General features: G+C 73.4%; 11 protein-coding genes. 10 read left to right on the top strand and 1 reads right to left on the bottom strand.

What is annotated here, in order from left to right:
• Positions 1 to 11: 11 nt before the first annotated feature.
• Positions 12 to 1766, bottom strand: coding sequence for a hypothetical protein (locus ABH931_RS16995; RefSeq protein ID WP_370113999.1), 1755 nt, complete (start codon positions 1764 to 1766; stop codon positions 12 to 14).
• Between the two features lie 244 nt (positions 1767 to 2010).
• Between ABH931_RS16995 and ABH931_RS16990 the strand changes: the two genes are divergently transcribed.
• From ABH931_RS16990 to ABH931_RS16945, 10 genes are all read left to right on the top strand, one after another.
• Positions 2011 to 2697 carry a hypothetical protein gene (locus tag ABH931_RS16990; protein ID WP_370113997.1) on the top strand — a complete coding sequence of 229 codons (687 nt, stop codon included), beginning with the start codon at positions 2011 to 2013 and terminating at the stop codon, positions 2695 to 2697.
• A 266-nt stretch (positions 2698 to 2963) separates the two neighbouring features.
• Positions 2964 to 5888 carry an FAD-binding and (Fe-S)-binding domain-containing protein gene (locus ABH931_RS16985; protein WP_370113995.1) on the top strand — a complete coding sequence of 975 codons (2925 nt, stop codon included), beginning with the start codon at positions 2964 to 2966 and terminating at the stop codon, positions 5886 to 5888.
• Between the two features lie 226 nt (positions 5889 to 6114).
• A complete protein-coding gene (locus ABH931_RS16980) occupies positions 6115 to 7410 on the top strand; it encodes an extracellular solute-binding protein (RefSeq protein ID WP_370113993.1) in 1296 nt (431 codons plus the stop codon).
• 112 nt (positions 7411 to 7522) lie between these two features.
• A complete protein-coding gene (locus tag ABH931_RS16975) occupies positions 7523 to 8530 on the top strand; it encodes a carbohydrate ABC transporter permease (RefSeq protein ID WP_370113991.1) in 1008 nt (335 codons plus the stop codon).
• Entirely contained in the window at positions 8527 to 9381 is an 855-nt protein-coding gene (locus ABH931_RS16970) for a sugar ABC transporter permease (RefSeq protein ID WP_370113989.1), read from the top strand. Before ABH931_RS16975 ends, ABH931_RS16970 begins: the two co-directional genes overlap by 4 nt.
• Before the next feature lie 66 nt (positions 9382 to 9447).
• Positions 9448 to 11184 carry a glycoside hydrolase family 13 protein gene (locus ABH931_RS16965; protein ID WP_370113987.1) on the top strand — a complete coding sequence of 579 codons (1737 nt, stop codon included), beginning with the start codon at positions 9448 to 9450 and terminating at the stop codon, positions 11182 to 11184.
• Between the two features lies 1 nt (position 11185).
• Entirely contained in the window at positions 11186 to 12262 is a 1077-nt protein-coding gene (locus ABH931_RS16960) for a LacI family DNA-binding transcriptional regulator (protein WP_370113985.1), read from the top strand.
• A complete protein-coding gene (locus ABH931_RS16955) occupies positions 12262 to 13479 on the top strand; it encodes an MFS transporter (RefSeq protein WP_370113983.1) in 1218 nt (405 codons plus the stop codon). The genes ABH931_RS16960 and ABH931_RS16955 overlap by 1 nt, the downstream gene beginning before the upstream one ends.
• An 11-nt stretch (positions 13480 to 13490) precedes the next feature.
• Positions 13491 to 14507, top strand: a complete 1017-nt coding sequence (locus tag ABH931_RS16950) for a LacI family DNA-binding transcriptional regulator (RefSeq protein WP_370113981.1) — start codon at positions 13491 to 13493, stop codon at positions 14505 to 14507.
• Complete coding sequence (locus ABH931_RS16945; protein ID WP_370113979.1) at positions 14507 to 15073, top strand: GNAT family N-acetyltransferase; 567 nt, start codon at positions 14507 to 14509, stop codon at positions 15071 to 15073. The genes ABH931_RS16950 and ABH931_RS16945 overlap by 1 nt, the downstream gene beginning before the upstream one ends.
• The last annotated feature ends 36 nt before the right edge of the window (positions 15074 to 15109 follow it).

Raw genomic sequence — 15109 nt, 5'->3', positions numbered from 1 at the left:
CGTCAGCGATGTCAACGCGGCAGTGCCAGCCGTTGGTTGGTCAGCGTCATCGGCCCGTCGGTGAGCACCCGCAGCCAGGTCGGGCCCGCAGGATTGGGTGCGAGCGGCGGACCGAGGCGCCGCAGGACGTAGACCGCCGTGCCGTGCGGCGGCAGCGCGTGCGGGCCGGAGACGACCCGCCAGTCGAAGTCGAGCCAGGCGTTGACCCCCGTCGCGAACGCGGGGACCAGCGGCGCGTCACCGGTGTTGCGGAGCGTCGCGGTGATCCGGTCCAGCGCGGCGCTGTGACGGACGTGGTGGCCGGTCGCCGTCACACGCAGCGGCGGGGGAGTCGCGACGGCGACGAGCAGCAGTGCGAGCGCCGGCGCGGCCAGCAGCGGCGGAAGGGCGAGCCGGACCGCCCGGCGGCGCAGGGGGCCAGTGCGCCAGGCCCAGGCGGTGGCGAAGAGGGCGCGCTCGTTGCAGGCCAGGGCGACCAGCCAGAGCGGCGTCAGCAGGACGAAGTACGTCTCGGTGGAGCGGGTCGACAGGAAGAAGGCCGGCCAGGGCAGCAGGGCCAGGGCCGGGCCGAGCCGCCCCGGCCACAGCACCAGGGCCACCAGGGTGGCGAGCAGGGCGGCGGCCGCCGCAGTCGAGTACAGGCCGAGCGAGCCGCTGCCGGAGGTCAGCCAGAGGCTGACGTCCACCGGACCGAGCCCTTGCGGGGAGGCGTGCTGGGTCAGCACGGTGAGGACGCCGGGCAGCCAGGCCCGGCCGTCGCGGACCAGCACCGGCAGGTCGAGCAGCAGGAAGGCCCCGGCCGTGAGCGCCGCGTAGCGGGCCGTCACGGCGAGGGCGGGCCGCCAGCGGCCGAACTCGCCGCGGCGCAGCAGCAGGACGCCGACGAGCAGGAACGCGCTGAGGAACCAGGCGAGCTGGTGCGCCGCGTCGGCGGCGCCCAGGCAGCACGCCGAGACGACGCCGCCACGGGCCAGGCGTCCCCCCGCCCCGATCCGGGTCCAGCCCGCCAGGACGACCACGAGAAAGGGCAGCGTGAGGAAGACCGGGTAGCCCTCGCGGGCGTAGGCGAACATCCAGCTGACGCCGAGGAGCAGCACGGTCGCTCCCGGGCGCAGCGCGGCGGGCAGCAGACGGAACATCAGCAGCGCGGTGACTGCGAGGGCGCCCAGGCACCACAGGCCGGTGACCGGCACCCAGGCGGCCGGGGGCAGCGGCCCGTGCGCGGTGAACGGCGCGGTCAGCAGGACACCGAGCGGCGGGTAGCCGAAGGTGTCCGCGGTCCTGCCGTCCATCAGCGGCGTCATGCCGACCTGGAACAGCTTGGCCGTGCCGGTGAAGTGCACGCCGTAGACGTGGCCGCCCGCGGCCAGGGAGCGCGCGGCCATGGTGACCAGCGCGCCCTCGTCGTCGTGGTACGGCGTGGCGCCGCTGCCGGTCGCGTACACCGTCTGGAGGGCGAGCCGGGCGAGGGCCGCCAGCAGCACGGCCACGTCGAGGCGGCGCAGTGCGCGCTCGCCGCGGGCGACGGCCACCAGCACGGCGAGCAGCAGCAACGCGCCGTACAGCAGCCCGAAGCCGGCGCTGAGGTAGGTGCGGGAGGCGGCCTCGTCGCGCAGCAGGGTCGGCAGCCCCTGGAAGAGCACGACCACGGCGAGCAGGGAGAGGACACGGTGAGCGAGGGTGGGCGAGACCGCTGCCGCCCACGTCGGCGTGAGGCGGTTCGCGGGGCGGTCCGCCGGACGGTCCGTCAGGGCAGGAGTCGACATGGCGAGCCCGACCGTAGTGGACCCCGCCCGGCCCGGCCGGTGATGACGGGCGCCTGACGCGAACGAGTGACGGCGGCGGCCCACGGCTTCGCCCGCGTGGCCGAACGCCGTGCGCCCGAACGTCGTTCGGGGCGGTTGTACGGGAATTCCGGCCCCGGTGGTCCAAACCTTCTGCGCGGGCCGCACAATGGTTCTTCACGGGAGCAACACAGTCCGGTGTCCGAGAGGACGGTGAGGGACGGGCATGGGTGACGCGGTGATCGGCGGGCCGGGGTTGGCTCCGCTGCGGCGTACGCGTTTCACCGTTCCGGCGTGGCGGCGCATTCTCGGCCTCGCCATCACGCTCGCGGTGTTCGCGGCGGTGGCCTTCGTCGGCCAGGCCTTCGGCTGGCTGACGGACGCCCAGGCCAACACCCGAGCCGAGCAGGCCGCGGACGGCCAGGCGCGGCTGGTGGTGATGGCGTTGCGTCAGCTCACACCCAACGGCGAGCCCGGCGAGTCGCGTTTCGCCGAGGTGGCCTCGGGCCTGAACGCGCTGCTGGTGCGCGACGAGCACCGGGGGACGGCGGAGGCGGTGCTGACGATCCAGGTCCACGGCAGCAGTACCGCCGGCGCGTTCGGCGGCCGACGGGTGGTGGAGGTGGTCCGCTGCTACGCGGTCGACTGGCAGCCGCCGGACGTCGCCGACCCGCAGCCGGCTCCCTGCCCCACGCTCCCGACCGTGCCGGAGCAGGCGCCCACGGGCGTGCGCCTGGCGCAGCAACTCAACACGATCGGAGGCCTGGGCTCCGGCCCGTACCTCGCCGTCGGCGTCCCGGGCGCGTGCGCCTTCGGCGAGGAGTCCCGCCGGGGGTTCGTCGCCTGGCCCGCGCCGTCCCTGGCACCCTGCGACGCCGCCGAGGCGGCGCGGGCGGCCGGTTTCACCGACTGAGCCGGTTGCACGTTCCAGGGGCGCGGGGCTCTGCTGATGTGCGGCTCCGCCGCGTGGGCGCGACAATCCCCCAGCCTTCGGCCGGGAGGTGCCCCAGAGGTGCCCATTCCCACGCAGCTGGTGATCGGCACGCGCAGGGCCGTCCCGCACGCCGGTGGTTACCCGCGCCCACGCTGGGGGCACCTCCCGGCCGAAGGCTGGGGGAGGAGCCGCACATCAGCAGCGCCTCACACCCCTTACGGGTGCACCTGGTCCAGAATGATCAGGTGACCGATCCGAGTCTCGAGAAGGCGCTGCGGGCGAGCCTGCGCGGCAGCGTGGACTTCGGGGCGGCCCAGCGAGGCGTCTACGCCTACGACGCGTCCAACTACCGGCAGGTGCCGCTCGGTGTGGTGAAGCCCGAGTCCCTGGACGACGTCCGGGCCGCGGTGGCGCTCGCCCGGGAGCACGGGGTGCCGGTGCTCGCGCGGGGTGCGGGCACGAGCATCGGGGGACAGGCGGTGAGCCCCGGGGCGCTGGTACTGGACTTCCGGGCGGGCCTCGGCGGGCTGGACGAGGACGCGGTCGATCCGCACGCCCGCACGGCGCGGGTGCGGCCGGGGACCGTGCTGGACGCGCTCCAGCGCGCCGCCGCACCGCACGGGCTGCGCTTCGGGCCGGACCCGTCGACGCACAGCCGCTGCACCCTCGGCGGCATGATCGGCAACGACTCCTGCGGCGCGCACTCCGTCGCCCACGGCCGGACCTCCGACCACGTCCGTTCGCTCGACCTGCTCCTCGCCGACGGCACCGAGCTCACCGTCCACGGCCCGCGCGGCGCGGCCGAACGGCAGGCCCTGCTGCGCGCGCCGGGTCGGGTCGGCGCCCTCTACCGCGAACTCCACGAGCTGGCCTCCGCCGACCTCGTGACACTGCGCCAGGACTTCCCGGCGCTGCCGCGACGCGGTTCCGGCTTCGCGCTCGACGCGCTGCTGCCGGAGCGCGGCTTCGACCTCGCCCGCGCGCTGACCGGGACGGAGGGGAGCTGCGCGATCGTGCTCGGGGCGAGGGTCGGCCTGGTGGAGCGGCCGGAGCGGACCGACCTGGTCGTCGCCGGGTACCCGGACGAGACCGCCGCCGCCGAGGCGGTGGTCGAGCTGCTGCCGCTGCGCCCGCTCACCGCCGAGGGGATGGGCGCGGACCTGATCCGCTCGGCGGCGGAGCGGGCACGGCTGCCCGGGGGCGGCGGATGGCTCTTCCTGGAGGCGGAGGCGGGCGACCACGCCCGCGCGGTCGAGCGCGCCGTGCGGGCCCAGGGCGCGACGGTGACGGTGGTCACCGACCCGGCCGCCCAGCGGGCGCTGTGGCGGGTGCGCGAGGCCGCCGCGGGGACGGCGACGCGCGGGCCGGACGGGCAGGAGGCCTGGCCCGGGTGGGAGGACTCGGCGGTGCCGCCGGAACGGCTCGCGCCGTACCTGCGCGAGCTGCGCGCGCTGACCGCCGGGCACGGCCTGCACGGCACGCCCTTCGGGCACTTCGGCGAGGGCTGCGTGCACCTGCGGCTCGACTTCCCGCTGGACACCCCCGGCGACGGCCGGTTCCGGCGTTTCCTCACCGAGGCGGCCGAGCTGGCCGTGCGTCACGGCGGCTCGCTCTCCGGCGAGCACGGTGACGGGCAGGCGCGGGCCGAGTTGCTGGAGCGGATGTACCCGCCGCGCGTGCTCGCGCTGTTCGCCCGGTTCAAGGCGGCCTTCGACCCGGAGAACCTGCTCAACCCGGGCAACGTCGTCGGCCCGCGCCCGCTGGACGCGGACCTGCGCCAGCCGGCCCTGCCGCGGGCGCTGCCGCTGGCCGACGGCGCCCGCCGCTGCGTCGGCGTCGGCGCGTGCGTGGCGGAGGAACCGGCGGCGGTGATGTGCCCGAGCTACGCCGCGACGCGCGACGAACGCCACTCCACCCGCGGCCGCGCCCGCCTGCTGGGCGAGTTGCTGCGCGGCACGGTCACGGGGGAGGGGCCGATCACCGACGGCTGGCGCTCGCGGGAGGTGCGGGACGCGCTGGACCTGTGCCTGTCCTGCAAGGGCTGCGCGAGCGACTGCCCCGTCCATGTCGACATGGCGACCTACAAGTCCGAGTTCCTGCACCGGCACTACCGCCACCGCCCGCGCCCGCGGGTCCACTACGCCCTGGGCGGGCTGCCGCGCCTGCTGCGCCTGCTCCACTCCGTTCCGGGCGCAGGGCGCCTCGCGGGCGCGGCGTTGCGCCTGCGCCCACTCGCGGCCCTCGCCCGCGCGCTGGCCGGCACGGCGTCCGAGCGGCCCCTGCCGCCCGTCCCGGCCCGGTCGTTCACCCGCGCCTACCGTCCGGAGGGGGCCCGGCCTGCGGCCGCTGATCCTCCCGCGTCGCCGCGCGCTCCGGCGCCCTCCGGCGCCGGGCGGCAGCGGCCGGCGGAGCCCGACCGACCCGAGGCGGGCGCGACGCCGCCCGAAGGGCGGGCGGTGCTGTTGTGGCCGGACACGTTCGGCAACCATCTCGATCCCGACGTCCTGCACGCGGGCGCGGCCGTGCTGACGCGGCTCGGATTCCGGCCGGTGCTGCCCGCCGGGGCGGTCTGCTGCGGTCTGACGTACGTGAGCACCGGCCGTCTCGACGCCGCCCGCCGGACCATGGCGCGCACGCTGCGCGTCCTGGCGCGGACGCCGGACGACCTGGCCGTCGTCGTGCTCGAACCGAGCTGTGCCGCCGCCCTGCGGGAGGAGCTTCCCCGTCTCCTCCCGGGCGACCCGCGCGCGGCGGCCCTGGCCGGCCGCGTCCGCACCTTCGCGGAGTTCCTCGACGAGAACGGCCCGCCCTACCTGCCGGTCGCCGCGGCAACCCCCGCCGCCCTGGCCCAGACGCACTGCCACCAGCACGCCGTCCTCGGCACCGCCGCCGACGACCGGGTGGCCGACCGCTTCGGGCTGGACGTGCGGCGGCTGCCGGCGTCCTGCTGCGGGCTGGCGGGGAACTTCGGGTTCGAGCCCGGCCACCACGACGTCTCCCTCGCCGCCGCCGAACGGATCCTGCTGCCCGCGCTGCGGGCGGAGCCGCAGGCCGCGGTGCTGGCGGACGGGTTCAGCTGCCGTACCCAGATCGCCCAACTCGCCGACGGCCGTAAGGCTTTGCATCTGGCGCAGCTGCTGCGCGAGGCGCTGGGAGAAGCCTCCGAGTAGCTGTTTGCAGTAACCACCACAAGGCTCTGACCAGCCGCGTCGCCCATCGGGCGGCGCGGCTTCGGTCTTCCTGCCGCAATATGCAGGACACGCGCAGGTAACGATCGCGCGGCCTTGCAGAAATTTGCTGCAAGGACTTTCCAGCGGGCTTTCACCGCTGTTACGTTCCTCCCCAAGCCCAGCGGCAGTGCGGCTCTGGGCTCCCCACCCCTGAAGGAGATGCACGATGCGTCGTGGCATTGCGGTGGCCGTTCTTGCGACGGCGATAGCGGTTTCTGCAAGCGCTTGCGGTTCCTCCGGCAACAGCGGCAGTGGTTCCGGCTCGGCCGCGAACGCCGGCCCCGTCACCATCACCTGGTGGGACACCTCGGACGCCACCAACGAGGCCCCGACCTACAAGGCCCTGGTCGCCCAGTTCGAGCAGGCCAACCCGAACATCAAGGTCAACTACGTCAACGTGCCGTTCGCCAACGCGCAGGCGAAGTTCACCACCGCCGCCACGGCCGGCAAGGGCGCACCGGACGTGCTGCGCTCCGACGTCGGCTGGGTCGCCGGCTTCGCCCAGGCGGGCCTGCTGGCCCCGCTCGACGGCACCCCGGCCTCCGCCGAGAAGTCCTCCTTCGAGTCGCAGCTGATCCAGCAGGCCACCTACCAGGGCAAGCTCTACGGCATGCCCGAGGTGACCGACACCCTGGCGCTGATGTACAACAAGGCGCTCTTCACCAAGGCCGGCATCACCGCCGCCCCCAAGACCTGGGACGAGCTGAAGGCCGACTCCGCGCTGGTCAAGCAGAAGGACGGCGTCGACGGCTTCGCCTTCAACCCGGCCTCCTACTACGCCATGCCGTTCCTGTACGGCGAGGGCACCGACATGGTGGACCTGGCGAGCAAGAAGCTGGAGTTCAACTCCGCCGCCGCGATCAAGGGCATCACCACGCTCAAGGCCCTGACCACCGCCCCCGGCGTCTCCAAGCTGGACACCACGCCCAACGGCTACGCCAACATCATGGACGCCTTCGAGAACGGCAAGGTCGCCTCGATCATCCAGGGCCCGTGGGAGACCACCAACGTCTTCAAGGGCGCCTCCTTCTCCGACAAGACCAACCTGGGCATCGCCGTCGTCCCGGCCGGCTCCGCCGGCAAGGCCGGTGCGCCGATCGGCGGCCACAACCTGGTCGCCTACGCCGGCTCCGACGCCGCGCACCAGGCCGCGTCCGAGAAGTTCATCGCGTTCATGACCTCGGCCCAGTCGCAGATCACCATCGCCACCAAGAACTCGACGCTGCCGACCCGTTCGGACGCCTACACCGCCGCCGTCACCGCCAACCCGGGCATCGCCGGCTTCCAGGCCGTCCTGTCCGCGGGCGTGCCGCGCCCGGCGCTGGCCCACTACAGCGACCTGTACGGCCCGTTCGGCACCGAGCTGACCAAGATGCTGACCGGCCAGGAGAGCATCGCGCAGGGCATGAGCAACAGCACCGTCCAGGCCCAGAAGCTGCTGCCGGACTACGCCGCGCAGTGACCTCGTGCCGGCCGGTCGTCCCCTTGAGGGTGGGGACGGCCGGCCGGCATCCCGCTTCGTACTCCCCACAGAGTCTCCCGAAGAGGCCAGAGTCTCCCCGAAGAGGTGCCCCATGACCGTGGCCGCGCCGGCGGAAGCCGCCACGCCACGCCGGACCGAGGAGAAGCCGCCCAAGCAGGCCGGCCCGCTCCGCCGCCTCCGGCGTTCCTACGACCAGTACTGGTACGCCTGGGCGATGTGCGCCCCGGTCGTGGTGATCATCGGTGTCCTGGTCGGCTACCCGCTGGTCCTGGGCGTCATGTACACCTTCACCGACGCCACCAGCCTCAACGTGGGCCACACCATCGGGGTCAACCACATCCCCGACACGTTCAGCTGGGTCGGGCTGAAGCAGTACGTCGACATCCTCTCCGGACCCGACAACCAGTTCTGGCCGCATTTCTGGTGGACCGTCATCTGGACGTTCACCTGCGTCGCGCTGACCGTCTCGCTGGGCCTCGGCCTCGCGGTCCTGCTGAACCGGCAGGTGCGCGGCCGCACCTTCTACCGGACGCTGCTGGTGCTGCCCTGGGCGGTGCCGACCTTCGTCACCATCTTCTCCTGGCGGCTGCTGCTCTCCGACGGCGGAGCGGTCAACCACCTTCTCGGTTCCCTCGGGCTGGGCCAACCCGAGTGGCTGAGCGACCCGTTCTGGCAGAAGATCGCCGCGATCTCGGTGAACGTCTGGGTCGGCGTGCCGTTCATGATGCTCTCCATGCTGGGCGGTCTGCAGTCCATCCCGGGCGAGCTGTACGAGGCCGCCGAGATGGATGGTGCGACGCCCTGGCAGCGGTTCCGCCACGTCACGCTCCCGGGCCTGCGCCCGGTCAGCAGCACGCTGATCCTGCTCGGCGTGATCTGGACCTTCAACCAGTTCAACGTCATCTTCCTGCTGTTCGGCTCCACCAACAGCGACAGCGTGCAGATCCTGGTCACCTACTCGTACAAGCTCTTCTTCGGCCAGAACCCGATGGACTACGCCGGCGCCGCGACCGTCGGTGTGCTGTGCCTGTCCATCCTCATCGTCTTCACCGAGTTCTACCGGCGCTGGATCCGGCGCATGCAGGGAGCGCAGGCATGAGCACCAAGAAGACCCGCGGCCGCGGCGAGCGCGGACCGCTCGCCTCCGCCGGGCTGCACTCCGTGCTGGCCGTCGCCGCCTTCGTCGCCGCCTTCCCGGTGGCGTGGGTCGCCTACGTCTCGCTCGGGGCGGGCGAGTTCGACTACCAGCACCCGCAGCGGATCGCCGCGCACCCCTCGCTGGCCAACTACGACCACGTGCTGAACCACACCGACTTCTTCACCTGGCTCGGCAACTCCACCATCATCGCCGCCGGGACGACCGTCGTCGGCGTCCTGGTCGCCGCGAGCGCCGGCTACGCCGTCTCCCGGATCAGGTTCCTCGGCCGCGGCAGCCTGATGTACACCTTCCTGGTGACCCAGATGTTCCCGGTCTCGGTGCTGATGGTGCCGCTGTACAAGATCCTGGCCAACACCAAGCTGCTGGACAGCTACGCGGGCCTCGTCCTGGTCTACTGCACCACCGCCGTGCCGTACTGCGCCTGGCTGCTCAAGGGCTACTTCGACACCATCCCGGTGGACATCGACGAGGCGGGCCGGATCGACGGGCTGAGCCCGTTCGGCACCTTCTGGCGCCTGATCATCCCGCTCGCCCGCCCGGGTCTGGCGGTGGCGGCCTTCTACACCTTCCTCACCGCGTGGGGAGAGGTCGCCTTCGCCTCGTTCTTCCTGCTCTCGTCGAACCACTACACGCTGGCGGTCGGTCTGCAGACCTTCGTCAGCCAGTACAACTCGCAGTGGAACTACCTGGCCGCGACGGGTGTGCTGATCGCCATCCCGGCCGCCGCCTTCTTCTACCTGGTCCAGAAGAACCTGGTCACCGGCCTCACCGCCGGCGGGACCAAGGGCTGACACCGCAGCCCGCGTTCCGACCGCCGCCAGTCGCTTCCTTCGCATCTCTCGCACCCAAGGGATCCCATGACCCAGCACCTCGTTGTCCCGGCAGCCCGTCCCGCCACCAGCGGCGAAGGCGAGCCCAGCGCGCAGCGGAGAACCGGCTGGTGGCGTGACGCGGTGATCTACCAGGTCTACCCGCGCAGCTTCGCCGACGCGAACGGCGACGGCATGGGCGACCTCGCGGGCGTCCGCTCGCGCCTGCCCTACCTGCGCGACCTGGGCGTGGACGCGGTCTGGCTCTCGCCCTTCTACGCCTCCCCGCAGGCCGACGCCGGCTACGACGTCGCCGACTACCGCCGCGTCGACCCGATGTTCGGCGACCTCGCCGACGCCGCCGGGCTGATCGAGGACGCGCACGCGCTCGGTCTGCGGGTCATCTTCGACCTGGTGCCCAACCACTGCTCGGACCAGCACGAGTGGTTCCAGCAGGCGCTGCGCGAGGGCCCCGGCTCGGCACTGCGCAAGCGGTTCCACTTCCGCGACGGCAAGGGCGAGAGCGGCGAACTGCCGCCCAACGACTGGGAGTCCATCTTCGGCGGCCCGGCCTGGACGCGGGTCACCGAGCCGGACGGCACGCCCGGCCAGTGGTACCTGCACCTGTTCGCCCCCGAGCAGCCCGACTTCGACTGGGACCACCCGGCCGTCGCCGACGAGTTCCGCTCCATCCTGCGCTTCTGGCTGGACCTGGGTGTCGACGGTTTCCGCATCGACGTCGCCCACGGCCTGGTCAAGGCCGAGGGCCTGCCCGACCTCGGCGTGCACGACCAGCTGAAGCTGCTCGGCAACGACACCATGCCCTTCTTCGACCAGGACGGCGTCCACGAGATCTACCGCTCCTGGCGGCCCATCCTGGACGAGTACCCGGGCGAGCGCATCTTCGTCGCCGAGGCGTGGACCCCGACGGTCGACCGCACCGCCAGCTACGTGCGCCCCGACGAGCTGCACCAGGCGTTCAACTTCCAGTACCTGGGCACTGGGTGGGATGCCACGAAGCTGCGCGAGGTGGTCGACCTGACGCTGGAGGCGATGCGCCCGGTCGGCGCGCCCGCCACCTGGGTGCTGTCCAACCACGACGTCACCCGGCACGCCACCCGCTTCGCCAACGCGGCCACCGAGGCCACCCAGGTCCGCACCCCCGGCGACCGGGTCCTCGGCCTGCGCCGTGCCCGCGCCGCCACCGTGCTGATGCTGGCACTGCCCGGCTCCGCCTACGTCTACCAGGGCGAGGAGCTCGGCCTGCCGGACGTCACCGACCTGCCCGACGAGGTCCGCCAGGACCCGTCCTTCCACCGCGCCAACGGCCAGGACGGCTTCCGCGACGGCTGCCGCGTGCCGATCCCGTGGTCCGGCACCGAGGCGCCCTACGGCTTCGGTCCGGTGGAGGGCGGCCCCAGCTGGCTGCCGCAGCCCGGCTCCTGGGCCGAGCTCAGCGTCGCGAGCCAGACCGGCGACCCGACCTCGACGCTGGAGCTCTACCGCTCCGCCCTCGCGATCCGGGCCCAGCACCCGGCGCTGGGCGCGGGTGACAGCGTGGAGTGGCTGGACGCCCCCGCCGGGGCGCTGGCCTTCCGCCGGACCCACGCGGACGGTGCCTTCGTCTGCGTGGCCAACACCGGCTCCTCGCCCGTGCGCATGTCCGTGTCGTCCGTGCCTGGGCGACTGCTGCTCACCTCGGGCGAGGAGCCGGTCAGGACCGGCTCCGGCTCCGGCGAGGAGATCGAGATCCCCGCCGACACCACCGTCTGGTGGTCCGCCTGACATGACCGTTCCCTCCCAGGGCGGCCCGCCGCAGCCGGTGCCGGGGCAGGTCCCGGCCCGGCTGGCGGACATCGCCGCCCAGGCCGGCGTCAGCGAGGCCACCGTCTCGCGCGTCCTCAACGGCAAGGCGGGCGTCTCCGGCTCCACCCGGCAGACCGTGCTGGCCGCCCTCGACGTGCTCGGCTACGACCGGCCGGTCAAACTGCGGCAGCGCAGCGCCGGACTGATCGGGCTGATCATCCCCGAGCTCACCAACCCGATCTTCCCGGCGCTGGCCCAGGCCATCGAGCAGGTCCTCACCCGCCGCGGCTACACGCCCGTGCTCTGCACCCAGACGCCCGGCGGATCCACCGAGGACGAGCTCGTCGAGCTGCTCGTGGACCGCGGCGTCACCGGCATCGTCTTCGTCTCCGGCCTGCACGCCGACACCAGCGCCGACCACGAGCGCTACGCCCGCCTCGCCGGTCGCGGCGTGCCGTTCGTGCTGATCGACGGCTACAGCGAGCGGATCGACGCCTCCTTCGTCTCGCCCGACGACCGGGCCGCCATGTGGATGGCGCTGCGGCACCTGGCCGAACTCGGCCACGAGAAGGTCGGCCTGGCCGTCGGCCCCACCCGCTTCGTGCCGGTGGCACGGAAGTTGGACGGGTTCACCGAGGCCGCCCAGGAGCTCTTCGACCTCACCGAGGAGGGCGCGCGGGACCTGGTCCAGCACTCCCTGTTCACCGTGGAGGGCGGACACGCGGCCGGGGCGCGGCTGTTGGACAAGGGCTGCACCGCGATCGTGTGCGGCAGCGACCTGATGGCCTTCGGGGTCATCCGCGCCGCCCGCCAGCGCGGGCTCAGCGTGCCCGGCGACGTGTCCGTCGTCGGCTTCGACGACTCGCCGCTCATCGCCTTCGCTGACCCGCCGCTGACCACCATCCGCAAGCCGGTCGAGGCCATGGGGCAGGCGGCGGTGAACGCGCTGCTGGAGGAGATCAGCGGCACGCCCGCGCACCGGGCCGAGTTCGTCTTCCAGCCCGAGCTCGTGGTCCGCGGCTCCACGGGCGCGCGCCCGGCGGTGGTCGCGCGCTGATGTCCTACCGCGCGCTGTTCGCGCCGCGGGGCGCGGCCGGCTTCACGCTGGCCGCGCTCGTGGCGCGCTTTCCCGTCGGCATGGGCTCGCTGGCGGCGACGCTGCTGGTCACCTCGCTGCACGGCTCCTACAGCCGGGCCGGGCTCGGCGGCGCGGCCACACTGGTCACCGTCGCCCTCGCCGGGCCCTGGCAGGCCCGGCTGGTGGACCGTCACGGGCAGTCCCGCGTCAGCGTGCCGGCCGCCGTCCTCGCCGCGCTCGGCGGGCTGGGCGTGCTGTGCGCGCTGGAACTGCACGCGCCGCTCCCGTGCTACCTCCTCGCCTGCGCGGTCAGCGGCCTCGGCCCCAACACCGGCTCGCTGGCCCGCGCCCGCTGGGCGTTCCTGCACCGCGGCGACGAGGCGGTGCTGCACACCGCCTACGCCTACGAGGGCGTCGTCGACGAACTCTGCTTCGTCCTCGGCCCCTTGGCGGCGACCACGCTCGCGACAGGCTGCTCGCCGCTGGTCGGGTACGTGACGGTGGGCGTACTGGGCCTGGCCGGTGTGCTGGCCCTGGCCACACAGCGGCGTACCGAGCCGCCGCCCGCCGGGCCGTCAACCGACGCCGGGGCGGCGAGCGCGCTGCGCTCGCCGGGCGTCCCCGCGCTGGTGCTGATGCTGGCCGCGACCGGCCTCGTCTTCGGCACCATGGAGATCACCACCATCGGCTTCGCCCAGGCCCACGGTCACAAGGCCGCAGCGGGCGCGGTCCTGGCCTGCTACGCGCTCGGCTCCGCGATGTCCGGTGTCCTGCTCGGCCTGTGGCGGCCGCGCGGCACCGCCGTCGTCCGCCTGCGCTGGGCACTGGCCGCGATGACGGTGACGCTGGCTCCGCTGCCGCTGGCCGGCGGGCTGTGGACGGTCGGGGCGATGCTGCTGGTCGCGGGCTTCGCGACGGCGCCGACCATGTCCACCAGCATGGGCCTGGTCGCCGAGTTGGTGCCGGCCTCGCGGGTGACCGAGGGTTTCACCTGGACCACGACGGGCCTGCTCGTGGGGATCTCCGCCGGTACGGCGGCGGGCGGCTGGCTGGTCGACCACGCCCCCGCCGGCACCGGCTACCACGTCCCGGCGGTCGCGGCACTGGCCGCGCTGGCGCTCTCGCTGCGGCTCCCACGCCGATCCGCGGCCTCTGACCTGGTAGAAACAGCAGGCGAACGGCTGTCCGTGCAATAGGCTTCGGTGCCGTGAACACAGCGCGGTTGGCGGACATCGCGGCGCAGGCGGGGGTCAGTGAGGCCACCGTCTCCCGTGTGCTGAACGGAAAGCCCGGAGTGGCGGCGGCGACCCGCCAGTCGGTCCTGGCCGCCCTCGACGTGCTCGGCTACGAGCGCCCCACGCGCCTGCGGCAGCGCAGCGCCGGGCTGATCGGGCTGATCACCCCGGAGCTCAGCAACCCGATCTTCCCGGCGCTGGCTCAGGTCATCGAGCAGGTGCTCACGCGGTACGGCTACACGCCCGTGCTCTGCACGCAGACGCCCGGCGGCTCGACGGAGGACGAACTCGTCGAGATGCTGGTCGAGCGCGGCGTGACGGGGATCGTCTTCGTCTCCGGCCTGCACGCCGACACGACGGCGGACACCGCGCGCTACGACAAGCTCCAGGGGCAGGGCGTCCCCTTCGTGATGATCAACGGCTTCAGCGAGAAGGTGGCCGCGCCGTTCATCTCCCCCGACGACCGCGCCGCGATGTGGATGGCCGTCCGTCACCTCGCCGGCCTCGGCCACGAACGGATCGGCCTGGCGGTCGGCCCCTCCCGCTTCGTCCCGGTGCTCCGCAAGGAGGAGGGCTTCGTGGCGGCGCTGACGGAACTCCTCGGCCTCTCCGCGGAGCAGGCGAACGACCACATCCAGCACTCGCTCTTCACCGTCGAGGGCGGTCAGGCGGCGGCGAACGTCCTGCTGGACAAGGGCTGCACGGCGATCGTCTGCGGCAGCGACCTGATGGCCTTCGGCGCGATCCGCGGCGCGCGGGCGAGGGGGCTCTCCGTCCCCAGGGACATCTCCGTCGTCGGCTTCGACGACTCCCCGCTCATCGCCTTCGCCGACCCGCCGCTGACCACGATCCGCCAGCCGGTCGAGGCGATGGGCGCCGCCGCGGTCAACGTCCTCCTGGAGGAGATCGGCGGCAACGGCGCTCAGCGCGGCGAGTTCGTCTTCCAGCCGGAGCTGGTCGTCCGAGGCTCCACGGGCGCCCGAGCCTGATGGCCGAGGATCGGCAGCCCGTCCTTCGCCCGGGGGACGTGCCCGAACGCGTCCTCGCGGAGGGCCTGCTGTTGCGGCGTTGGCAGGCCGGGGACCGCGACGCGCGACACCGAGCGATCCTGGAGTCCTTCGACCACCTGCACGCGTGGATGGCCTGGGCCGACCGCCCGCCCACCGCGCGGGAGCACGCGGAACGGTTCGGCCGGGCGCTGAGCTGGCCGAGCGGCCACAGCTACCAGTTCGCGATCCTCGACGAGCCCGGGCGGACGATCCTCGGGACGGCCGCCGTTCACGACAGCCTCGGCGGCGAGGGTGTGGAGATCGGCTACTGGTGCCACGCCGACCATGTCGGCCGCGGGGTCGTCACCAGGTCCGCCCGCGCGCTGACGCGGCTGCTGCTCGGCCTGGACCACGTCGCCCGGGTCGAGATCCACTGCGACGAGGCCAACGTCCGCAGCGCCGCGGTCGCGCGGCGCCTGGGCTATCGCCTCGACCGCGTCGAGGACGACGGCGTCACGGCGCCGGGCGAGTCGGGCCGGGGCATGGTCTGGGTCAAGGAACGCTGACGTCCGGGGGCGCGGGGCGCCCCCGGACGGGTGCGA

It is taken from the genome of Streptacidiphilus sp. MAP12-33 (genome assembly GCF_041261265.1).
GTDB lineage: Bacteria > Actinomycetota > Actinomycetes > Streptomycetales > Streptomycetaceae > Streptacidiphilus.
This window is presented reverse-complemented; position numbering and strand designations above follow the sequence as displayed.